Raw genomic sequence first — 24,129 nt, 5'->3', positions numbered from 1 at the left:
GATGAGGCCTTATTCAACAACTTTTTTGATAGCAATCGCGGTACCATAATCATTCATATTATTAATAACCACTGTCTGGCCTGTTTTAATGGGTTTTTTAGTTTTAATTATTTTTTCTGATTGTGGTGCTAGTATCATGGCATCTTTGAGCAGGGCAGTTTTATCCTCAGTCGTGATTTGGATCAGTGTGAGATAAAATGGCGTGGGATTATTAACCGTCAATGATCGACCATGTGTTTTTAAGGCTAATTTTTGTGGTGCTTGCTCTCTACTGCCTAATCCCGCTGGTCGATAGAAAAATTTAAAACGAGAACGAATAGCCAGTTGCAAGACACTGCTCTCTTCTTGATTTTGATTCTTGGTGATTGAAGGGATATCTAATATATTGAGCCACCATAGACTTTCCCTGTCTGTTGCAAGTTCAGTTTTATCGATTAATTTAATGCGAATCGCTTGACCACCATTAGACTCAATACGTGCAATAGGTGGCGTTATCTGAAAAGGTGTTTTAATCACATCAGGTGATTCATTAGCATCACCGTTATCAAGCCATACTTGAGCGATAGCAGGACGATTAGCCGTATTATTTAGTTGAACAGTCACTTCTTTCTCATTTTCAGCATAAATAAAACGTGTACCATGAACAATAATATTGTTTGCTAAACAGTTCATACTGAAAATGAAACCAAAAAATAATATGATCTTTTTCATCTTAACCTCACTAAAAGCGGCAATAACGCATTGCCGCGAATAACATCATTCAAACTTAAGCTTGATACGTACGATTACTGATAAGTAATTTCGTATGTTGCGTAACTGTTGATTTGTCCGGCAGTTACGTTAGCTGGCGTCTCAGCGACATAACCAACATAATAAGTAAAGCGAACGCCGTTAGGCACTGATGTTTTATCTGCAGTTGCAGTTGGTTGTGCATTATCGCCTGGAACAATTTTATTGGTTAGGGTTGTGCCATTGTCTGTCGATAGCGCTAAATAAACATTTTTCGCACCAGTCGAATCTGTATTAGCTAAATAACCTGAATCAGCTGAAGCTGTGGCTAAGTTACCGCCAGTCCACATTAAGCTAATTGTTGCCGCTGCTGGTTCGCCTTCACCTTCTACTGGTGGTGTTGCTGACGCTTGACAATTAGAGACATCAATGACGAAAGCTTTCGGCTTCATTAAAGTATCAGCAGTAGCATCTTTTGCTTCATTTAAAGCGAGAGAAGGTAGATAAACGTTGGCATCAGCGCCTTGGCCGTCAACTGAAATCGTACAAGATACATCAGTTACTTTACCGAAGAATTGGATTTGGCCACCATTGAAGTTATCTGCCGCATGGGCAGAAGTTGCTACTAAGATGGTTGTTAGCATTGAAGAAATGATTACTTTTTTCATAGAGTTTACCTTTCGGTTGATTTTTATAATTAAGTGATGAATAAAAAACTCACATTACTGGATGTTTTTATAAACAATAAATAAAGAGGATTTTTTTAAAATGCATTTTATTTATACAATTTATTTAAAATAAAGTAAGCTTTCAGAGTAATATGCTTTTAAATATACATTTAAATGTAAAAAAAATGAAAATCACATTACCGGCAGGATTATACATTAACGAGACCCTATTTCAATGTTTTTGTTCGTTTATCTTGATTTTTTTAACGTTTTTAAGTTGTTTAATTAATGCTTGGAGTTAAGTTTTATATAACACTTTTTTTAATAATTGATTTTACTGGTTTAATTCTGACTTGTTATTTTTGTGGTTAATTTTTGTTGGGGTTAAAAAGTGTTATATTCTCGTTTTAAAATTAGACATTGTGATTTTAATAACCGCTTTATTATCTTTTAGTACTTTTAATCGCAATAATATCGACGATATTTTTTAATTTTTTGAGCTGACTTATAGATAGTTGTTGAATAACCAACGCTGTATGAAACCAAAATGAGTTATTGACAAATGTCGAGGAAATACTTGTGTTTCAGGGGTTTTAATGATTGAGCTGGCGAGGGAATGAAATATTTTACAGGCATTTATTTTTTTAGATGTATCCAGATTTTTTATTTTGGTGTCATTTCTGTTTGGTGAATGTGATGAAATGACACCGAATCGGTTCTACTTATCAACTAACATGATTTGCAAAGATTAGTAGGCAACCGTAAGCCCATAGCTTTCAAGTATTTGCTTGATATTCTCCATGGTCTCTTTGGGTGGTGGCTCCACACCATCAAGCATATATTTTTCACCCATAGTCACCCATTTATGGGCACCTAATTTATGATAAGGTAGCATCTCAATTTTTTCGACATTTTTCATGTCTTTTAAAAATGCCCCTAATTGATGGGCTGAATCGTCATCATCACTCCAACCTGGTACGACCACATATCGAATCCAGGTACGTTGATTACGTTCTTGTAAATAACGGGCAAATTCAAGTACGCGTTTATTTGAAACACCAACCAGTTTTTGATGAATTTCATCATTCATCTGTTTTATGTCTAACATCACCAAATCAGTGACATCAATTAAGCCATGAATATTCTCATCGTAATTACGCACATAACCATTGGTATCCAGACAAGTATGAATACCTTCTTTATGGCAAGCTGTAAACCACTCTTTAATAAATTCGGCCTGTAAAATGGCTTCGCCACCTGATGCAGTGACGCCACCTGATGGCATAATAAAATGCTTATAAGTGACTAACTCTTTCATTAACTCTGCGACGGTAATCTCTGTACCACCTTTGAGATCCCAGGTATCTCGGTTGTGGCAATACAAACAGCGCATCAAGCAGCCTTGAAAAAAAACGATAAACCGAATGCCGGGACCATCGACTGTACCAAATGATTCGAACGAATGGATGCGTCCTTTTACTGGTACGTGAGTTGTCATGATAATGTTTTGATCCATAAATATTCTCAACATAACGACAGACTAAACAGTTTGCCTATTCTGCCTTTAAAAATGTACTATTTTAACAAAAATATAAAGGCTCCGTTGGGAGCCTTTATCATTCAATGCAATCGTTGAATTAAATTGATTGCGTGAAGGTACGAGTAATAACGTCTTGTTGTTGCTCTTTAGTTAAAGAGTTAAAACGTACAGCATAACCCGAAACACGGATAGTTAACTGTGGATATTTCTCTGGGTTGTTCATGGCATCTTGTAATGTTTCACGGTTTAATACGTTAACATTTAAATGCTGACCACCTTCAACTGTCGCTTCATGATGGAAATAACCATCCATTAAGCCTGCAAGATTACGTTTACGAGCATGATCATCTTTACCTAACGCATTTGGTACGATTGAGAAGGTATAAGAAATACCATCTTTTGCGTAAGCAAACGGGAGTTTAGCAACCGATGTTAATGATGCAACCGCACCTTTCTGGTCACGACCATGCATTGGGTTGGCACCTGGTCCAAATGGTGCACCAGCGCGACGGCCATCTGGCGTATTACCCGTTTTCTTACCATAGACGACGTTAGAAGTAATGGTTAATACTGATTGTGTTGGAATCGCATTACGATAAGTTTTAAGTTTCTGAACTTTTTTCATGAAACGTTCAACAAGATCAACAGCAATATCATCAACACGCGCATCATTGTTACCGAATTGTGGATATTCACCTTCGATTTCAAAGTCAATCGCAACACCATCTTCATCACGAACTGGTTTTACTTTAGCGTATTTAATCGCAGACAATGAGTCAGCAGCAACAGAAAGACCCGCGATACCACATGCCATTGTACGGATAACATCACGATCATGTAACGCCATTAATGATGCTTCATAGCTATATTTATCATGCATATAGTGAATCGCATTAAGAGCCGTGACATATTGTTTTGCAAGCCAATCCATGAAATGGTCTAAACGTGCAAATACTTCGTCATAATTAAGCACATCGCTTCGGATTGGTTCTTCTTTTGGACCCACTTGAATTTTCAGTTTTTCGTCCACACCGCCATTGATTGCATAAAGCAAAGTTTTGGCTAAGTTAGCACGGGCACCGAAGAATTGCATCTGTTTACCAATGATCATTGGACTTACACAACAAGCGATTGCATAGTCATCATTGTTAAAGTCAGGACGCATTAAATCATCATTTTCGTATTGTAGTGATGAAGTATCAATAGAGACTTTCGCTGCATACTCTTTAAATGCTTTAGGTAACTGCTCAGACCAAAGAATAGTCATGTTTGGTTCTGGCGATGGACCCATTGTATAAAGTGTATTTAAGAAACGGAAAGTTGTTTTACTAACTAAAGTACGACCATCAACACCCATACCCGCTAACGATTCCGTTGCCCAGATTGGGTCACCAGAGAATAATTCATCATATTCAGGTGTACGTAAGAAACGAACCATACGTAATTTCATGACGAAGTGATCGACAATTTCTTGTGCTTCTTTCTCAGTGATAAGGCCTGCTTTAAGATCGCGTTCAAAGTAGATATCAAAGAAGGTAGATGTACGGCCTAATGACATTGCTGCGCCATTTTGAGATTTAACAGCAGCTAAGTAACCAAAATAGGTCCACTGAACAGCTTCTTGTGCTGTTTTCGCTGGTTGAGAAATATCATAACCATATTTAGCCGCCATTTGTTTAATTTGGCCTAGTGCTCTGTGTTGTTCAGCGATCTCTTCACGACGTTGCATGGTCATTTGTAGATCAACACCATTTTCAAAATCGTCTTGTAGTGAATTAAACTGAGCAAATTTGTCTTTCATTAGGAAATCGACACCATAAAGTGCAATACGGCGATAGTCACCAATGATTCGACCACGGCCATACGCATCTGGTAAACCGGTAATAACACCCGATTTACGACAAGCTAAAATAGCTGGCGTGTAGATATCAAATACACCTTGGTTATGTGTTTTACGGTATTCAGTAAAGATTTTTTTAACTTCAGGATCGAGTTCACGATTGTAAGCTTTACATGAGTTTTCGATCATTTTGATACCACCAAACGGGATAAGGGCACGTTTTAATGGTTTTTCAGTTTGAAGACCAACAATTTTCTCTAAGTCTTGAATGATATAGCCAGCATCATGGGCTGTGATAGTTGAGATAACACTGGTATCAAAATCAACAGGGGCATGGGTTGCATTTTCAATTTTAATGCCTTCCATGACGTTATCCCAAAGCTTAGTCGTTGCATCAGTTGCACCCGCTAAGAAAGACTCATCACCCTCATAAGGTGTGTAGTTTTGTTGGATAAATTCACGGACATTGACATTTTTTTGCCAATCACCATCTTTAAAACCTTTCCAGGCTTCAGTTTGTTGCTCGTTTAAGTTACTCATAATTGTTACCTCAGATATTATAATATACTCTCAAATTTACTACTCATTCTTTATTAATATGGTAGTAAACTTTAAGAAATCAATGAGCTTTACGTAAATTTAATCCCCAATAAGTCAAACCGACCATCAAACCGCCGATAATATTTCCTATTGTTACAGGAATAAGATTATTCAAAATAAAATTAGGTACTGTCAGATCGCTAAAAGCCTCTGGTGCGATGCCAATAGCAGACCAAAACTCCGGTGTCGCAAAATGTTTAATCACAATGCCCATTGGAATCATAAACATATTTGCAATGCTATGTTCAAAACCGCTGGCAACAAAGGTTGCAACGGGTAGAATCATAATAAACATTTTATCCATTAAGCTGCGTCCAGCGTAGCTCATCCAGACTGCTAAGCAAACCATCAAATTTGCCAGGATACCTAAGCAGACTGCTTCAATAAAGGTGTGGTGTAATTTATGCTGTGCAGTGTTTAAGACATTTAAGCCCCATAAACCATTGGCTGCCATATGTTGACTTGAAAACCAGATTAAACCGACAAAAAATAGGGCACCAATAAAGTTACCAATATATACCAAAACCCAGTTTCGAAACATTTGAAACCATGATATTTTTTGGGTCATCTTGGGAATAATAGTGAGTATTGTCGAGGTAAACAGATCGGCGCCACAACAGACAACTAACATCAGTCCCATCGAGAAACAGATGCCACCAACAAGCTTCGCCAGACCAAAAGGAACACTTTCGGTACCGGTTGTCACGGTAATATAGAAGAGAAAAGCAATAGAGATAAAGATACCAGCTGTGATAGCTGAAAAAATAGTAATCTGTGGATACTTTCCTACTTTATATAAGCAAGTCTCTTCTGCCACTTTAGTCATTTGCGCAGATGATAATGAATCCACAATATTGTCAGTATTCAAACTAACACCCTCAAAAACATTAATTTTATGGGGTTATTAGTATACTCAAAATTTGACGCATATCACTAAATATTTTTTAAATATACTTTGATTTTTTTGTCATATAACACGATGCAATATCAACTATTTTTTATTGTTTATTGATTTTATTCAATTTTATCTTCCAGTTTTACTGTTTTTAGCGGCTAATTTATCAGCGAGCTAATTGTGCTATTTCTCAGCTATCTCTTCAGCCATATCTTCAAATCGTCTATCTGGAATAAATAAAAGCAGTGCAATAACAATATAGAATGAAAAAGAGATATAAGAATCGAAGATACCAATAATAATACCGCACAGATAGAGCAAGAGGGTCATTTTACCTTTAAGATCTCGACCAAGTGCAGTTTGTAACTGTAATGCCGAACTTTGATGACTGAAAATTAGGCGCTGTAGAACAAAGTAGGCAATAGCCGACATAAATAATATAAAACCGTACACACTGGTTGAGAGGAGCGCAAATGAGGTTTCACCCACCCAGCTGGTCCCAAAGGGAATCAAAGACAACCAAAATAATAGATGGGTATTAGCCCATAATATTTTATTATTCACTTTTTTGACGATCGAGAACAAATTGTGATGATTATGCCAATAAAGGCCAACATAAATAAAGCTTAATATGTAGCTAGTAAAATGAGGCAGTAAATCTAGCATCGCCGTCATATTGGCTTGCCTACTGGCTTTTAAATCAAGGACCATAATCGTAATATCGATGGCAATCACGCCATCACTAAATGCTTCAATCCGAGATTTACCAAACATAATCTGCCCCTTATCTTACGATATTATCCATAACAATCATTGTTATTCTTATCCGCTTAAATAATAGCATGCACTATATTAAGCGATGATTAAAATTATTTTGAGTATAAGGAGTGTCATTTGATATGGCTATAAGATTAAACTTATATTTACTATTTTTTAATATATCGTGATCGATCTCAACAAGCATACGTAAGTCGTATGCTTGTTGAGGAAGATGATTAGTTTGTAGCGAGTAAACTTTGGTGAAGTTTTTGATAAACTGATAATAAAGTTTGATGAGCGGGTAACTGGGTCAGCTCATCATCAATTTGAAATAGGCCATGGAATTTTTGGTTACCCAAAACAATTTGCCACATTTCTCTGACCACATCCTGGCCATACATCTTATCAAAAGCCGGTTGATATTGGTTAAAATCAGCCGAGTCACGGGTTAGGGCGAAGTTAACTAAGGTTTGTAAGCAGCGATAAGCGTGCATTCTTGCGGGCGTAAAGATTGATTGATTAAATTCAATTGACCAGTCAATCCAGGCTTGTGCTTGTTCTAAATCACCACCAGCCAAAGCCAGCATCGCTTTAAGTTCACCGACACGTAGTGTATACCAGGCGTTATCTTTGCCTGTTGCCAGACCTAATAACTCCCTGACTCGAGCAAAATCATCAAGATCATCTTCATCAAGTTGTTCGATTAATGCAAGATAATGCTCTTTGGATAACGTTGCTGTCGGTAAATTTAAAATCGTATCTCGCCAATGGATGGCCATATTATTATTGGCAATTAATAGATCCTCTGGCGGATAGATTTCTGACATACCGACCGCCAGAATTCGACATGCATAGACGCCTAAGTGTTGATAATCCATGATTAAGACTTCGGTATCCTGATCATTCATGATCTGCATCATATTTTGATACTCTTGCGCGGTATCGCCACTAAAATCCCATTCGACAAAGTCATAGTCGGTTTGTTGTTTGAAAAGATCCCATGATATCAGACCACTTGAGTCGATAAAATGGGTCTCCAAATTAGTTAAATCAGCAACATCATCATTATCAAAACTAGGGGGAGAAAATACATCGAGATCTTTTAAACTGCGACCTTGTAGTAGCTCTGTTACCGTTCGTTCAAGTGCAACGCCAAAGCGAGGATGAGCACCAAATGAGGCAAAGCAGCTACCGTTTTCAGGATTAAATAATACTACACAAATAACCGGATATTGGCCGCCTAATGAGGCATCGTAACAGAGGATTGGAAAACCCTCTTTTTCTAATGTGTTAATTGCTGCAACGACATCGGGATAGCGCTGTAATACTTCTGTTGGAATCACAGGTAAGCTGATAGCTTCTGCGATGATTCTATTTTTAACGTAACGCTCAAAAATTTCAGACAGTGCCTGGACTCGCGCTTCATATTTTGTATTACCTGCGGCCATACCGTTAGAGGCATAAAGATTAGCAATTAAGTTAACCGGTACGTAAATCTTTTTTTGATTTGACTGTTGAACAAAGGGCAGGGCACATACACCACGATCGGTATTACTCGACTGCATGTCGATTAAGTCATTACCATTAAGCTCTTTATGTGGGTCATAAAATTGCAGTAGTTGCGGACTCAGCAAACCATCAGGTAATTTTTCTGCATGGATTATCGGAAACCATTTTTCAGTTGGATAGTGAATAAACGCATTTGCAGCCGCTTGCTGACCAAGATAGAAATCAGAAAAAAAGTAATTGGTTGATAAACGTTCGAAATATTCACCTAAGGCTGAGGCTAATGCGGCTTTTTTAGTGGCACCTTTACCATTAGTAAAGCAAAGTGGACACTCAATATTTTGAATGTGTACAGACCAAACGTTAGGGACCGGATTTAACCAGGAAGCCTCTTTAACTTGTAAGTTAAAATGATTAAGTTGCTGTTCAAAATAGTGAATAGAATCTTCAAGTGCGGCATCTTTGCCTGGAATATAAGTTTTCATCAAAATAGCTCTTAGTGTTAACGATATAAAGTCTCAGGTGATTATTGTATATTTTTATCGATAAACTGGCTATTTATTCAGGATTTAATTTTATGATGAGCCCTGTTTAAAGTCGATGACGAAGATTTTGAGAAAGTAATAAACCAATGGAGTAGAAGAGAGTCTATTCTATGACTTTCTTGAATAAGTCAACATAAAGGAAAACTACGAATAAAATTGTACTATTTGATTTAAATTCGTTAGAATTTAACAAGTTACAACCATGCTATATTTCATTAAGAGGGATTTATTATGAAAAAATTCGAACCGAAAGAGTTGCTGTTTTTTAATCGATTAGTTATTCCTGAACTATTAACTGGGGTTTATTGGCTCTTATTGATTTTGATTATTCTTGGCGGTCTGGCAACGATGGTGAATTCATCCTTTTTGGCAGGGCTATTTGCTATCATTTTTGGTTTTGTCAGTTTACGTGTCTCGTTTGAAGTTATTTTTGTGTTATTTAGCATAAATCGTAATCTTGAGAAATTAGTCGATATAAGCCAAGGGACTAAAACAGTGGTTGATGAAAATGATGTGATTATTGATGAGATCTCAAAAGCAGAATAACGATATTCTGCTTTAGGACCTATTGATTCCACTTTTGGCACTGAGAATCGGTAGTTTTAAGTGCCAAAAGATGGCCATTAAACGAATCACTAATGTGACGGCAATACCGAATAGCGTTGCATATTGTAGCGGTAAACTGAAGAACTGGTATGCCATCATATGACAAACACCACCAATAATGCAAGCGGTTGCATAGATATCAACGCGGAAAACCATCGGAATTTCTCTGGCTAATACATCACGTATTACGCCACCCCCCACACCCGTTAAAACGCCCATACAGACAGCGACTAACTCATTCACATGGGATGCAATTGCCTTATTAACACCGATGCCGACAAAAACAGCCAAGCCAATCGCATCGAGAATAGATAATAAATAACGTGGATATTTAAAGGTCGTAAATCGAATAAATATCATCGAAAAGAATGACGCGACTATCGCTATCATCAAATCCGTTGAATCGACCACCCAAAAGATAGGACCATTATTTAAAATAATATCTCTGATTGTCCCGCCACCAATAGCGGTAATCACCCCAAGGACCAATGCGCCAATGGGATCCATTTGTGTTCTGGCTGCTAGTAACACACCTGAAATGGCAAATACCGCTGTGCCTAAAATATCCAGCCAAAAAATGTAACTCATCTCGAAGATTCGCCGGTTATTTAAGTGTTTTTAGCATGGTTTCAACTGTCAGCGAGGACTGTTTGGCGGCAAGCGGTAAAAACTCATCAAAACTGATGGCTGACTCTTTGTCTGCCACATCAGAAACAGCCCGAACAACGACAAAAGGCGTACCAAATAACCAACAGACATGACCAATCGCCGCGGCTTCCATTTCAACAGCGATCGCCTCAGAAAAATGCTGACGAATATGCTCAAGCTTCTCTTTACCATTAATAAACGCGTCACCGCTACAAATTAATCCAGCTACACCAGTGAGTTGCTGCTGTTTAATACAAGTTAAGGCTAATTGTTGATAGTTTTTATCTGCCTGAAAATTTACTGGACAACCTGCCATTTGGCCAATTTGATAACCAAAAGCAGTCAAATCTGCATCATGATAGGTCACTTCTGTTGAGACTAAAATATCACCCACGTTTAAACTCGCCTTGAGGCCCCCGGCAGACCCCGTATTAATCACAGCATCAATTTGATAATGACTTAATAACATGGTTGTTCCGGTTGCAGCGGCGACTTTACCAATACCTGATTTTAGTAGAACAATGTCGTGACCCGCTAGTCGACCAGTATAAAAATCAAATCCAAAGCGATTTTCAATCTGACAGTTTTCAATTTTATCACGTAAAATTTGAATCTCTTCTGACATCGCAGCAATGATAGCAATCTTCATGTTATAACCTATAAATTTAAATTTTCTCTGTGTTATGATAACGTTTCAATGCATAACAATAAAGCTTTACAATATAAATTATGTACAAGATTGAATCTTTTGGTTTTAATTTGTTTAAAACAGTCAAATAAGATGATTTGATCGTTCGCATTGATAACATGGGTTGCAGAGTAGCATATAATACATTTTGTATTTCATTGTGTAATACTAAGAGATGAGGATATAGACGAAGTGAAATCGATATTTATAACGGGTTGTTCATCCGGGATTGGATTTGTGGCGGCACAAGCCTTAAGAACACGTGGATATCATGTTATCACCGCTTGTCGTCAACCTGTCGATTATCAAAAATTGGTCGATTTAGGTTTTGATTGTGTACTGCTCGATCTTGATGATCCAAATTCAGTTGAACGTGCCGCTAAAGAGGTGCTGGCCTTTTGTCATCACCAATTATTTGGTTTATTCAATAATGCCGGGTTTGGTGTTTATGGCGCAATCATGAGTATTAGTCGTGCAAAACTCGAGGCGCAATTTTCAACCAATTTTTTTGGTATGCATCAACTCACCCAGTTACTTCTGCCTGCGATGCTGTCACAGCAAGATGCGAGAATTATCCAGACCAGTTCGATTATGGGTTTTATTTCCACACCAGGCCGTGGTGCTTATGCTGCGAGTAAATATGCTTTAGAAGCGTGGTCTGATGCATTACGCCTTGAACTCAAGGAGACCTGCATCAAGGTTTGCTTGCTGGAACCTGGGCCGATAGAAACGGCTTTTACCCATAATGTTAATCAAATGGAACAGGGGCATATCGTTGAGAACCCACCGCTAGCTAAACATTTTGCGCTGCCACCTGAAGCCATATTACCTAAACTCTATCACGCCTTAGAAAAGTCTTCGCCAAAGATTCGTTATCGAATTACGCTTATCACTCAGGTGACGGCGATATTAAAGCGCTTATTACCTGATAAATTGATGGATAGGGTGTTAAAAAGAAAATAGTGAGTCGCGCAGTATAAACGCGCAATATAAAAGAGTGGTTACACTTGAAAAAAGGCGCCAGTAGACTTATTTTAATTGAAACCCCTTTATGGATATAAATAGGATTTATTATGCAAAATTCATCAATTATTGATGTCAATGAACAAAATGTACAACAATTATTAGTTGAATCAAAAACAGTCCCGGTTGTCTTCTATTTCTGGTCCGATCGCAGCCCCCAATGCCAAGCATTGACTGTATTATTAACGCGTTTAGCGAATGAATACTCGGGTCAATTTATTTTAGCGAAATTGAATTGTGATGAACAATCAATGTTAGCCGGTCAATTTGGTTTGCGGGCGATTCCAACTGTCTATGTTTTCCAAAATGGACAACCAGTAGACGGTGTTGAAGGTCCTCAACCAGAAGAGGTGATTAGACAATTATTACAACAAGTTTTACCTAATCAGGATGAGATCAAACTTTCTGAGGCAAAAGCACTACTCGAGGAAGGTGCATTTGAGCAGGCCTTATCCTTATTGAAAGAGGTTCAGCAACAGTTATTAACACCGGTGGGTAAAACTCGCACAGATATTAACTTATTACTCGCTAAAGTCTTGATTGAATTAAAACAAATTGAATCGGCTGAACTGATATTGTTACAAATTCCGATGCAGGATCAAGATACCGAATATCAAAGTTTAGTGGCAAATATAGAATTATTAAAACAGGCGGCGGATTCACCTGAGATTACGTTATTACAGCAGCAATTGATGCAAGAACCAGAGAATACTGAGTTAATGGTACAATTAGCTTCTCAACTGCATCAGGTCGGACGAAATGAGGAAGCTTTGGCGATTCTTTTCAAACCATTGCAGACTGATTTGGCTGTTGGAGAGGGGCAAATCAAGAAAGCTTTAATGGATATGTTAGCGGCCTTAGGCACGAGTAATCCGTTAGCCGCATCCTATCGCCGTAAGCTTTACTCTTTACTCTACTAGTTAAGTAAAGCGTCAAGCGTGTTTATCTTTTATGATGAGCTTATATATCGGTGAACAAGAATGAAATAAGTGCTATCAAAAAAGGCGCCGAAAGGCGCCTTTATCTCAGTTTATTGCTCTGATGAGCTGGATTTAAACCATCTCCTTAACCAGTGACCTGAACTCATTTTTTTATCTTGTAATAACAACTGCTGAATTCTGGTTTGAATTAGAGTATATAGGCTTATATCTCCCTTATCTTTATACGCAATACCGGTTAATAAGAGTAAAGCCTCAGAAACATGTTCAACTGTCCAGATAGTAAATAAGTTATTTTTGATTGCCTCCACGACTTCGTCATTCAGACTAAGATTACGTTGATTCGCCGCAGGAATGATTACGCCTTGTTGACCGGTTAATCCTCGGTGCTGGCAAATAGCAAAGAAACTTTCGATTTTTTCATTTACGCCGCCAATAGGTTGCACATGTCCAAACTGATCAACCGAACCGGTCACCGCCAGTTGCTGATCAATCGGTTGCTGAGCTAGTGCACTAATGAGGACACAGAGTCCAGCCAACGAGGCACTATCACCATCCACTTCACTGTAGGACTGTTCGAAAACAAGTGAAGCAGAAAAAGGCAGTTGATGATAAAGGGCAAATTCAGCGGTAATAAATGCTTGCATAATCATCATTCCTTTAGAATGAATATTACCAGCTAATTCATTTTTTCTTTCAATATCAATAAATTCGCCATCACCAAAATGGACTAAACAACTTAAACGTGTCGGTTCGCCAATGGACAAAGGATAACCCGGATACTCAATAACTGACAGTCCATTGATTTGACCGACAATTTGTTCTTGGGTGTTTATGGTGATCATATTAGAGAATATTTCATCTCGGAAGCGCTGCACCAGATAATCTTCACGTGCATATTTTTGTTGTAACGCTTGTTCTACATGTTGCGCAGTAATGATCTCTGTCGACTGGCGTGCGGCATCAACTAACAAGCTATAAAGCCAATCCGATGAAAGCGGTAAATAGTATTGATCTTCAGTATGGCGTATCGCTGCTTTGATGATTGGCCGATAAGCGTCAGCAGATAATGCGGGTAAATTTTGGCTTCCCTGTAAAAATTTGATATAACTGGCCCAGTCAGCCAAGTTTTGCTCAGATTGTAGACTAATTTCATTTTCAACTTCACTATAAAGTGAGGTTTGATAAAATTCTGGATCGGCGTCTTGTAATTCAGATAAGCTAATTCTGTCGCCAACCAGCATAATGCGCAGATCAAGCGGAAGGGGGGGAATATTGTAAGGTAACGGACTCGCATCATCGTTAGAGAACCAATGAAATTCACCAGTGGTCACCATATTTTTAAGTCTAACCCACAAATCAGGTTTACTTAATAGCGAGCGTAAACTTAAAATAAGTATACCTCCATTGGCTTTATGAACTAATCCTGGCTGTAATTTTAGATTGTCATCATCCGGTTGACGCACACAACCAAAAAGCATTTCACTATCAAACCACTCGGCATATAAACAATTATTCACCGCTGAAAAGTTATCTTGGCGAGTTTGCGCTGGTCTTAATGTCACTTTGTGATCTTTAGCATGATAAGCATAGCCGAGTGGCTGCTCATCTTCAGATAAATAAGTTTTTACTGCTTGCTGTAAAAGTGAAAAAATCAGCTGACTCTCACTCGACTTGAGTAGCATAAAACGATGATCGTAATGTCTTCTTTGTGCAGGACACAGAAGCTGTAAAGCGGCCGCGAGTCTTTTTTGTAAAAACAGTATACTACTGGCTGAGGGAGCCGCTGCAAAAATTGAGTCTGTATTTTCTGTAATCGGTTGAGTTTGTTGCCAAGATAATTGATGAATTGTCAAAGTATGTTCTTTTATCTATTAATGAATAATTCAGGTAATTATACAGGAATTATTCTTATAACCGATCAAATTTTTACAGAAAGATTGATTAAAATGCGGTAAACTAACAAGCAATTTATTTTTCAATAATGGTGTAACTTTGGGAGATAAAACGTCTTCTAGGCCGTATCACCATGAAAATTGAAAAGGAAGCACGACAATAATCTGTCTCAATATTTGATTAAATCAATTTAGCATCAGTAATTAAACTTGCTAAGCAGGCATCTTTCCTCAACCAGAATGAATATACGAAGCGGTATGATACTTAAAATAAAAAATAAACATCAGCACGATGATGATATTTCCCAGATTATCAGTTGGGGTCACTGGTTTACACTTTTTAATATATTTATCGTTACACTGCTTGGTAGTCGATATGTTTTGATTGCAGATTGGCCAGCCACCTTTATGGGGCGTTTATATGCTATTTTAAGTACAATCGGACAGTTTAGTTTTTTATGTTTTATTGTTTATATTATTTTTCTTTTTCCGCTTAGTTTTCTTATTCGTTCATCAAGATGGTTACGGATAATCGCAACAATTATTGCCACAGTAGGTGTTACGCTGCTTTTGATTGATGTAGAGGTGTTTTTACGTTTTAGAATGCATCTTAATATCACCATCTGGAACATTGTCACAGAATCTAATCAGAACACCTTAATTCGCGATTGGCAGAAACTCTTTATCTTCGTACCGATTATCTTTTTAGTTGAGACACTCTTTTCAATTTGGTGCTGGAAAAAACTGCGCAGCCTGACGAAACGAAGAAAGTATGCTAAGCCCGTAGTGATAGTGCTTATTTTGAGTTTTTTATCTTCGCACTTAATCCATATCTGGGCGGATGCCAATTTTTATCGACCGATCACCATGCAGCGATCAAGTCTACCATTGTCCTATCCGATGACCGCCCGTCATTTTTTAATGAAATATGGCTTTATCTCGTCTTATGATTATAATCAACGTGAGATTCAAGAGGGCAATCCTTTTGCGATAGCAGTAGAATATCCTTTAACTGAAATTAATTATAATCCGCCTGTATCTCCTGATAATATCTTATTTATCACGATTGATAGCCTATCCCCCGCGATGTTATCTGAAAATAATATGCCCGTGTTAATGGCATTTGCTCAGCAAAATATGAATTATACTCAGCATTATAGTGCTAGTGGCAGTGAGTCGCTTGGATTGTTCTCCCTATTTTATGGTATCGATCCTAATTATTATAATAGTATTATGGTTAACCATCAGTCTTCGGTTTTACTGAACACGATAGCAAAACAGAACTATAATTTAGGGCTATTTTCAGCAGATGGATTTAATTTACCGCTTTATCAAACAGCTTTATTATCTAATTTTAGTCTACCTAAGTCTGAGCCGTTAACTAATAACGTTGTGACGGATAATTGGCTCGATTGGATGGATAATCTGGATTCAGACAAGCGACGAGCGCCCTGGTTTTCTTTGATCAATTATCAGATTACTGATGATTCGAATAACCGAGCAGATTCGACCGTCCTGACATTAAAACAGTATCAACGTTCGTTACAACAAATTGATAAGCAGCTCTCGCGTGTTTTGAGTTATTTAGCTAATAGTAACTTAAATAAAAATACCATTGTGATCATTACAGCAACGCATGGTGTTGATGTGCAGGGTAATAAAGTAATGCTCTCAAATAATAAAGATCGTTTCGACCGCGATTTCTTAGCCGTGCCTCTGGTCTTGGCATGGCCAAATAAAGAGGCTCAAGTTATTGATAAACCTTCCTCACATGTTGATATTATGCGAACGTTAATGGAGAATGAACTTGGTGTTACAACACCATCTTCAAAATATTCGCAAGGTTATAATCTATTGGAATTACCTGAGAAGAGAAACTGGTTGATTGCAGGTAATGAGACTGCTATTGCGGCGCTTTATCCTGAGAAGACAGTTGTTATCGATAGTTTAGGTCATTATAAAATCTATGATGACAATCATCAGGAATTAAAAGATGAAAAGCTTAGTCTGGGAACATTTTTACAGCTTATGACCAGCAATCGTCGATTTATGGTCACTAACTAGTAGAAAAAACAGAGGCTGTAAAAACAGCCTTTGTACTTTAGCTATGATGATATAGCTTACTTTTTTATCTCAGCATCATCATCCGGTAGGGTGACATTTAACTCAAGCACGGTAATATCTTCACTTTTTTGTTCAAACTGCAATGACATCATTGAGGGATCGATTTTGACATATTTACCGAGCACTTCCAGTAGATCTTTTCTTAACTGGGGTAAATAACTTGGTTCACTATCGCTACGGCGTCTTTCGGCAACAATAATTTGTAGTCTTTCTTTGGCTATATTTGCCGTATTTTTTTTACGTGAAAGGAAGAAATCGAGCATCGCCATATTAACCTCCAAACAGTCGTTTTAGAAAGCCTTTCTTTTCTTCACTGATGAATCTAAAAGGTTTCTCTTCGCCAAGTAAACGAGCAACGGCATCTGCATAAGCTTGCCCAGCGTCAGATTGATGATCAAGAATAACGGGTTCTCCCTGATTTGATGCTTTCAATACGGCCTGACTTTCCGGAATGACCCCTAATAAAGGAAGGCGTAGTAACTCTAAAATATCTTCAACCCCGAGCATTTCACCATTATCAACACGTTTTGGATTATAACGAGTGATTAAAAGATGTTCTTTTATCGGTTCAGCATTATCTAATGCACGTTTAGACTTTGACGCTAAAATACCGACAATACGATCAGAATCGCGTACCGAGGAGACCTCTGGATTTGTCACGATGATAGCTTCATCGGCAAAATGGAGTGCCATCAATGCGCCAGTTTCGATGCCAGCAGGTGAATCGCAGATAATAAAGTCAAACTCCATCTCTTTTAGATTATTAAGCACTTTTTCCACGCCCTCAATTGTTAAGGCATCTTTATCTCGCGTTTGTGAGGCAGGTAAAATATAGAGATTGGTTGTTCTTTTATCTTTGATTAATGCCTGATTTAAAGTGGCTTCTTCTTGGATTACATTAACAAAATCATAAACAACACGGCGTTCACAGCCCATAATTAAATCTAAGTTTCGTAGGCCGATATCAAAGTCGATGACGACTGTTTTTTTCCCTTGTTGCGCAAGTCCAGTTGCAATCGCTGCACTAGAGGTAGTTTTACCTACCCCGCCTTTACCAGAAGTAACGACGATAATTTTTGTCATGTCATCCTCATTTATTAATTGAATTTAATTTAATTTAAGTTATTGTTAATTCTTCTATTTGTAATATATTTTCACATAAATTAATCATAGCGGCTTGTTTATAAAACTTAGCCGGAATTTGCTCACTAATCCAATAATTACCTGCGATAGAAATCAATTCAGCTTCAAGATGCGTACAAAATATCTTCGCTTCAAGATTGCCATTTGCGCCAGCAATTGCTTTGCCGCGTAGCGTATTAAACATATAAATATTGCCATCAGCGATAATTTCAGCGCCTGTACTCACCAGATTACAGACTACCAGATCACGATTTTTCGCATAAACTTGTTGGCCTGAGCGTAATGGCGTTGTGAGATAAAGCGGTGATTGATAAGCCGGTTGTGAAACAACTTGCGCTTTTCCTTCATTAATTACTGAAAAACCCAGTTCATGGATGAGCTTCTTTTTAGCCGAATTGCAGCCACTGAATCCAACAATATTAATACCTGCAGAGACGATTGCGTCACTTACTGCGCAGAGATCAAAATCATCTTTAAGTAGAGCTACATTTACGACCACCGATGCTTGGGTAAACAAATTAGGTGCCTGATTAATCTTTGCAATAAGTTCAGTTTCGATAGACTGACGATTATCACTGTTAAGATGAATAACAGGTAACGTAAATGAACTTCCTTTAAATTCGATAGCCGATTCTTGAGGCATGATATGTTTAATCTATTTTGTCGTTATTGAAAATATTGTGTCTATGTTATAATTAGTCCCAAGGTTAGGCAAGGGAAACTGTTCTTATATGTGGTGTTTTATTTATCGTAGCAATAAAAAGCCAAATAGTTATTTATATATTGCGCATGAAAATGATTTTTCTGCGGTGCCAGAAACATTGATGTCTATTTTTGGTAAGCCGATTTTTGTCATGAAATTATGGTTGAGCGGACAGCGTAAAATGATGGCGGCAACTGCTGAGCAAATTTCAGAAAAAATAGAGGCTGAAGGGTATTTTTTACAGATGCTCAATGAGCATGATTTCCGCGTTAAATAGAGGAATAGGATGGACAATCAATTTTTAAAAATGGTATCACCGCTGCTGTTTACGCTTTTTTTATTAGGATGTAGTCATCAGCGGATTGAAGTCGCTTCCGTATCGACGGCTAATGATAAAATCCAGCAAAATACGCCAACGGTATTATTCAATTTACCTCGAACCGAGAATAATTTTCCTGCTTACATTGAGGCATTGAAAACTTTTGCCAGAGAAAATGGGATTAGTGAAGCTGTCATTGAATTAGGCTTTGCTGATGTTTATCATTTGAATCGAGTTATCACTGCGGATAAAAATCAGCCGGAAAAAAAACTGACCTTAGCGCAGTATTTGGCTATTGCCGCATCAGAGAGCCGTTTGAAATTAGCTGCGTCTAAAATGGCTGAATTTCACGAACAAGTTAATCACGCTGAAACATTAACCGGTATTCCCGCAGCCTATATTATTGCATTATGGGGTGTTGAAAGTGGTTATGGGCGCTACCAGGGTAAAGATGATGTCATCTCTGCATTGGCCACGCTGGCTTTTGAAGGTCGACGCGAGGCTTTTTTTAGTCGAGAACTTGTCGCTGCCTTACAAATTCTTGAAAAAGGTTATATTACTAAGGATGAATTTAAAGGGTCCTGGGCTGGTGCAATGGGGCAGAATCAATTTATGCCGTCTTCATTATTGAAATATGGTAAAGATGGTGATGGCGATGGCGTTATCGATATATGGACGAATACCAATGATGTATTGGCATCAATCGGTAATTATCTGGCGACGGTGGGATGGAACTCAGCTGGTTATTGGGGCAATATGATTACCTTGCCAAAAGATTTTGATTTAACCCTAGCTGGATTGGATAATAATAAAGCAAAATCTTTACTGCAATGGCAACAATTAGGGATTATTTTTGCTGATGCAAAAAGCCGACCTCATTATGATGAAAAAGCGTGGTTAATTTTACCTGATGCAGATAGCACATCAGTATATTTAGTTTATAGCAACTTTAAAACATTAATGCATTGGAATCGTTCTTATTTCTTTGCTATCAGTGTCGGTATGATTGCAGATAGTTTGGCGGAGAAATAAAAGCATGATCCCTTTTTGGCAGAATAAAATGTTAGACGAAATGACCGATGAGGAATGGGAGCTGCTTTGTGACGGTTGTGGACTTTGTTGTTTGAATAAATTGATCGATGAAAAGACGGATCAAATTTTCAATACTAATGTTGCTTGCGATCAATTAGATAGTAAAACTTGTCAGTGCAAGCACTATGATACACGATTTGATTATGAGCCAGATTGTATCAAACTCACTAAGATTAATGTTAAAACGATTCCCTGGTTACCTAAAACTTGTGCTTATAACTTACTTTTAAACAACCAGCCGTTATTTGATTGGCACCCATTAATCGCCGGAAATAAAGAAAAAATGCATAATCAAATGATATCGATTCGTAACCGCATTGTTTACGAAAAGGATGTCATCTATTGGGAAGATCATATACTACCTGACTGATGATGGTTTAGTTTGAAAATAAAATCGAATGATAAAAAAAAGCGCCATAAGGCGCTGAAAGGGGCAATCATATTACGTCACAATGAATTATTTAATTTAAAAATGTACGTAATTCTATAGTTTGTGCGAAGTAAATTTCTTTATTCAAATGTTCTCTAAAACAGCAATCCTAACACTGCTTAACACACGATTTTTGGCCAGTGTCATTTGTCAAAGTATTGCTGTTAATTAATCTTATTCGTCTTTAAAATCTTATTAATCAATCTTGCTAAAAAATGAATCAAGTTTATAATTATAAGTAAAACGTGCCTCGTATTATTCGTTGTTACTTTAACTTAACAAAACTAGCTAATTCACTGACTCTAAGCAACCGATCAAATCAGTTTTGTTTTGTCATCGATCTCATAACAACTTAGATCTTCATTGAGAGAGATTATTCATAATACGAGACAAAAAGGGTTTTCTTTAAATCCAAATAGTTAACCAGCGCCTCCAAATATAGTAAACTTCATTATTTAATTCAATGCCATTTTTTGCAGGTTAGGTAAATAGCTCGATAATAAATTGTAAGTTTTTTGTTTTTACCTAATTTTTTGATTTTTATCATGAAATTTATCAAGTTGAATGCGGATAAAAATATCTTTTATAGAAAAAATTCACTAGAGAACAACGTTAAAAAATAAAGAACGTTAATGTGATGAATTAAATTGTTGTGTTACTTTAAATCTATTTATTGAGAGGAATTGATGATAATGAAACAGCATATTGGACTGATTGGGCCCGGTAATATGGGGCTAGCGATTATTAATGGTTTAATTAATAGTCAAATGGCGGCAGCTAATCAAATTACGATTTTTGGTCGTCATCCGGAACAACTGCAAACCTTAAGTCAAACAATGGGGATTAAGGCTGCTGAATCTGAAGTACAGGCGGCACAAGATGCTGATATTCTTTTTTTGGCGGTAAAACCTTATGTTATTTTACCAGTGCTAGAGAAAATTAAAGCCATATTATCGCCTTCAACCTTAATTATATCGGTTGCTGCAGGTATCACTATTGCTGATATGGAAACAGTATTAGGCGATGCGCATAAAATTATTCGTGTTATGCCTAATACCCCAGTTTTTGTTAATGAAGGGATGTGTTCGCTCACTGAAAACAGGAATGTAACGGCGGATGAATTGAACATCATTTCGACGATGTTTAATAGTCTGGGCTCGACAGAAGTGGTACCTGAATCACTCATTCACGCGGTAGTTGGCGCCAGTGGCTCCGCACCAGCCTATGTTTTCATGTTTATCGAAGCGGTTGCTGATGCCGCGGTGTTGTCTGGTATGCCGAGAGCAAAGGCTTATAAATTTGCAGCTCAAGCTGTATTAGGCTCCGCTAAAATGGTTTTAGAATCAGGTAAACATCCGGGTGAATTAAAAGATATGGTTTGTTCCCCTGGCGGCACTACTATTGAAGCGGTTAAAATTTTTGAAGAAAAAGCTTTTAGGGGAGCTATTATTGATGCAGTAACCGCCTGTATTAATAAATCAAAACAACTATCCGGTGAATAAATCAAATTGAACTCATCGTTAACCATTCCTTGAGATAATGATTAACGATATTTTCTGATATACCATATTGAATAGACCTGTATTAAGAATGAAATTATTTAGATGATAATTTCATTCTTTTAGCTGTGCATGGTTTTATAACTGTTAAACCGTTATTTTTTATATGTGCTCAAATATAACCTGCCATTATTATTGATTGCTTCTGGCTGATATAGCGTTGCAGACTCAATTCAATCATCAAAACAGCTGAGATATTTCTGCTGCTTTTAGTGGTTTTAGCCATAATTTGAGAAACAGTAATGACTTAACAAATCTGTTTAATTAATAGTCTACCACTGATATAACAGGTCGATACTCTTTACGTATTTATTATAAAGATTTTTAATTATAATTCTGCTTCATCACAGGTTAGAATAGTGCAATTATTAAAAGTGTTCTTTTTCCGTATTGAGGTAAAATAATGAAGACGGGGTCTAATAAACAGATGCAAGACGAGAATAAAATTACACCTTATCAATATAAAACATTATGGGCCTCAACGGTCGGTTATGCGTTAGATGGTTTAGATATGATGATCTTAGCATTCTGTCTACCCATGATTATGAGCTATTTTGGTCTTTCGGATGTTGAAGGTGGCGCTTTACATACTGCAACCTTGATCGGTGCTGTTGTCGGCGGGATTGTTTTTGGTATATTGGCCGATAAATATGGCCGTGTTCGCGTATTCTCATGGACAATCATTATTTTTTCTATTTTTACCGGCCTTTGTGCGCTGTCGACCAATTTTGAAATGCTGATGTTTTTTCGCTTTTTAAGTGGACTCGGTTTAGGCGGCGAATTTGGTATTGGTATGACGCTGGTGACAGAAACTTGGCCGAAAAAGTATCGTTCACGTGCGACCTCTTTTGTGGCTTTAGGCTTCCAGGCTGGGATTATTCTTGCCACATTAACCGTATTTTTAATCGCCCCAAAATGGGGATGGCAGGGCGTGTTTTTAGTGGGTATTTTACCGGCTCTGTTTGTTGCCTGGACACGTAAAAATTTGAAAGAGCCAGAAATTTGGCAGCAATTGAAACGCAACAATAAAAATAAGATTGCTATCAATAAACTATTTTCCAGTCGACGAGTAACGCTTACGACAATTGGTCTGATTATTGCGACCAGTGTGCAAAATTTTGGCTTCTATGGGATTATGAGCTGGATGCCAACGATGATCTCTAAAGAGTTAGGTGCGCAATTTACAGGCACGACTTTCTGGACCATTTCAACCTCAATCGGAATGGCAATTGGTATTCTGACATTTGGTTTGCTCTGCGATAAAATTGGCCGTCGTCCCTCTTATTTAATCTTTTTAGTCGTTGCCTCGATAGCGATTTGGATCTATTTCAGACAAAAAGATATAGTTATTCTGGTCCTGTTTGGTTCGGTGCTGGGCTTTTTTGTTAATGGTATGATGGGCGGTTTTGGGGCACTATTAGCGGAGCATTATCCTACCGATGCGCGTTCAACCGCAGAAAATGTTATCTTCAATATTGGACGGGCGGTTGCGGGATTTGCACCATTGATTATTGGTTATATCTCATTCCAATACTCATTGAGTTATGCCTTAGGTCTACTTTCGGGTATTTATATACTATCAGCTTTAGCCTTTCTATTTTTGATACCTGAGTCAAAAGATAAAGAGTTAGAATAGCCGTTTTCAAGGTCATGATTGATTTTCGGGCGTGACCTTTTTTAAAAGCATTTTTTAGTCAAAATATATCATTAGTCATTATCGTCAAATCATCTTTTGTCAGTAAAAATTAACTATGTAGCGTTTAATTTTATATTGATCAATCAGTTTTTTAAAAATTATAAGACAACAATCAATCTATTGCGTGCTGAAAATGAATTAAAAAATGAAATAATAGATTGATCTCATCATAAAAAAAGTGAA

22 protein-coding genes are annotated in these 24,129 nt (G+C 37.5%); 9 read left to right on the top strand and 13 right to left on the bottom strand.

All coding sequences use genetic code 11. From position 1 onward, the window contains the following. Positions 1-9: 9 nt before the first annotated feature. The 7 genes from RHO15_08310 to ycaO all read right to left on the bottom strand — a co-directional run bounded on the left by RHO15_08310 (position 10) and on the right by ycaO (position 9,022). Positions 10-711: a molecular chaperone gene (locus RHO15_08310; GenBank protein ID WVD63477.1), complete on the bottom strand. Its 702-nt coding sequence runs from the start codon at positions 709-711 to the stop codon at positions 10-12. 74 nt (positions 712-785) lie between these two features. Further along, entirely contained in the window at positions 786-1,397 is a 612-nt protein-coding gene (locus RHO15_08305) for a fimbrial protein (GenBank protein WVD63476.1), read from the bottom strand. A 748-nt stretch (positions 1,398-2,145) separates the two neighbouring features. Next, the gene (gene pflA / locus RHO15_08300; GenBank protein ID WVD63475.1) at positions 2,146-2,913 is read right to left on the bottom strand and encodes a pyruvate formate lyase 1-activating protein; all 768 of its coding nucleotides are present in this window, start codon (positions 2,911-2,913) and stop codon (positions 2,146-2,148) included. A 121-nt stretch (positions 2,914-3,034) separates the two neighbouring features. Next, complete coding sequence (pflB, locus tag RHO15_08295; protein WVD63474.1) at positions 3,035-5,317, bottom strand: formate C-acetyltransferase; 2,283 nt, start codon at positions 5,315-5,317, stop codon at positions 3,035-3,037. Between the two features lie 79 nt (positions 5,318-5,396). Beyond that, on the bottom strand, positions 5,397-6,245 hold the full coding sequence (gene focA / locus RHO15_08290) for a formate transporter FocA (GenBank protein WVD63473.1): 849 nt from the start codon (positions 6,243-6,245) through the stop codon (positions 5,397-5,399). 210 nt (positions 6,246-6,455) lie between these two features. Next, complete coding sequence (locus RHO15_08285) at positions 6,456-7,046, bottom strand: TMEM175 family protein (GenBank protein WVD63472.1); 591 nt, start codon at positions 7,044-7,046, stop codon at positions 6,456-6,458. A 221-nt stretch (positions 7,047-7,267) separates the two neighbouring features. Further along, on the bottom strand, positions 7,268-9,022 hold the full coding sequence (ycaO, locus tag RHO15_08280; protein ID WVD63471.1) for a 30S ribosomal protein S12 methylthiotransferase accessory factor YcaO: 1,755 nt from the start codon (positions 9,020-9,022) through the stop codon (positions 7,268-7,270). A 291-nt stretch (positions 9,023-9,313) separates the two neighbouring features. Here ycaO and RHO15_08275 point away from each other — a divergent pair, with 291 nt between their 5' ends. Further along, positions 9,314-9,628 carry a DUF4282 domain-containing protein gene (locus RHO15_08275; protein WVD63470.1) on the top strand — a complete coding sequence of 105 codons (315 nt, stop codon included), beginning with the start codon at positions 9,314-9,316 and terminating at the stop codon, positions 9,626-9,628. Positions 9,629-9,640: 12 nt separating this feature from the next. On the opposite strand, the gene RHO15_08270 is transcribed toward RHO15_08275, so the two are convergent. Beyond that, positions 9,641-10,276: a TRIC cation channel family protein gene (locus RHO15_08270; protein WVD63469.1), complete on the bottom strand. Its 636-nt coding sequence runs from the start codon at positions 10,274-10,276 to the stop codon at positions 9,641-9,643. Positions 10,277-10,292: 16 nt separating this feature from the next. Next, a complete protein-coding gene (gene mtnN, locus RHO15_08265; protein ID WVD63468.1) occupies positions 10,293-10,985 on the bottom strand; it encodes a 5'-methylthioadenosine/S-adenosylhomocysteine nucleosidase in 693 nt (230 codons plus the stop codon). 231 nt (positions 10,986-11,216) lie between these two features. Here mtnN and RHO15_08260 point away from each other — a divergent pair, with 231 nt between their 5' ends. After that, a complete protein-coding gene (locus RHO15_08260; GenBank protein ID WVD63467.1) occupies positions 11,217-11,987 on the top strand; it encodes an SDR family oxidoreductase in 771 nt (256 codons plus the stop codon). 110 nt (positions 11,988-12,097) lie between these two features. Further along, positions 12,098-12,967, top strand: a complete 870-nt coding sequence (locus tag RHO15_08255; protein ID WVD63466.1) for a co-chaperone YbbN — start codon at positions 12,098-12,100, stop codon at positions 12,965-12,967. A gap of 110 nt (positions 12,968-13,077) precedes the next feature. Here RHO15_08255 and RHO15_08250 read toward each other — a convergent pair whose 3' ends face one another. Then, positions 13,078-14,841 (bottom strand): Lon protease family protein, encoded by a 1,764-nt coding sequence (locus RHO15_08250; protein WVD63465.1) that lies wholly within the window; start codon positions 14,839-14,841, stop codon positions 13,078-13,080. 297 nt (positions 14,842-15,138) lie between these two features. Here RHO15_08250 and RHO15_08245 point away from each other — a divergent pair, with 297 nt between their 5' ends. After that, positions 15,139-16,944: a DUF3413 domain-containing protein gene (locus RHO15_08245; GenBank protein ID WVD63464.1), complete on the top strand. Its 1,806-nt coding sequence runs from the start codon at positions 15,139-15,141 to the stop codon at positions 16,942-16,944. A gap of 56 nt (positions 16,945-17,000) precedes the next feature. On the opposite strand, the gene minE is transcribed toward RHO15_08245, so the two are convergent. The 3 genes from minE to minC are packed head-to-tail and all read right to left on the bottom strand — an operon-like array spanning position 17,001 to position 18,790. Continuing rightward, positions 17,001-17,273 carry a cell division topological specificity factor MinE gene (gene minE / locus RHO15_08240; protein ID WVD63463.1) on the bottom strand — a complete coding sequence of 91 codons (273 nt, stop codon included), beginning with the start codon at positions 17,271-17,273 and terminating at the stop codon, positions 17,001-17,003. Between the two features lies 1 nt (position 17,274). After that, a complete protein-coding gene (minD, locus tag RHO15_08235; protein ID WVD63462.1) occupies positions 17,275-18,087 on the bottom strand; it encodes a septum site-determining protein MinD in 813 nt (270 codons plus the stop codon). A 34-nt stretch (positions 18,088-18,121) separates the two neighbouring features. After that, on the bottom strand, positions 18,122-18,790 hold the full coding sequence (gene minC / locus RHO15_08230) for a septum site-determining protein MinC (GenBank protein WVD63461.1): 669 nt from the start codon (positions 18,788-18,790) through the stop codon (positions 18,122-18,124). 88 nt (positions 18,791-18,878) lie between these two features. On the opposite strand from minC, the gene RHO15_08225 reads away from it, so the two are divergent. The 5 genes from RHO15_08225 (at position 18,879) to RHO15_08205 (ending at position 23,886) form a co-directional block, all read left to right on the top strand. Next, positions 18,879-19,127, top strand: a complete 249-nt coding sequence (locus RHO15_08225; protein ID WVD63460.1) for a YcgL domain-containing protein — start codon at positions 18,879-18,881, stop codon at positions 19,125-19,127. A 9-nt stretch (positions 19,128-19,136) separates the two neighbouring features. Beyond that, the gene (locus RHO15_08220) at positions 19,137-20,201 is read left to right on the top strand and encodes a lytic murein transglycosylase (protein WVD63459.1); all 1,065 of its coding nucleotides are present in this window, start codon (positions 19,137-19,139) and stop codon (positions 20,199-20,201) included. Positions 20,202-20,205: 4 nt separating this feature from the next. Then, entirely contained in the window at positions 20,206-20,631 is a 426-nt protein-coding gene (locus RHO15_08215; protein ID WVD63458.1) for a YcgN family cysteine cluster protein, read from the top strand. 752 nt (positions 20,632-21,383) lie between these two features. After that, a complete protein-coding gene (gene proC, locus RHO15_08210; GenBank protein WVD63457.1) occupies positions 21,384-22,193 on the top strand; it encodes a pyrroline-5-carboxylate reductase in 810 nt (269 codons plus the stop codon). A 460-nt stretch (positions 22,194-22,653) separates the two neighbouring features. Further along, entirely contained in the window at positions 22,654-23,886 is a 1,233-nt protein-coding gene (locus RHO15_08205; protein WVD63456.1) for an MFS transporter, read from the top strand. The last annotated feature ends 243 nt before the right edge of the window (positions 23,887-24,129 follow it).

Source organism: Orbaceae bacterium lpD01 (assembly GCA_036251705.1).
Lineage (GTDB): Bacteria > Pseudomonadota > Gammaproteobacteria > Enterobacterales > Orbaceae > Utexia > Utexia brackfieldae.
This window is presented reverse-complemented; position numbering and strand designations above follow the sequence as displayed.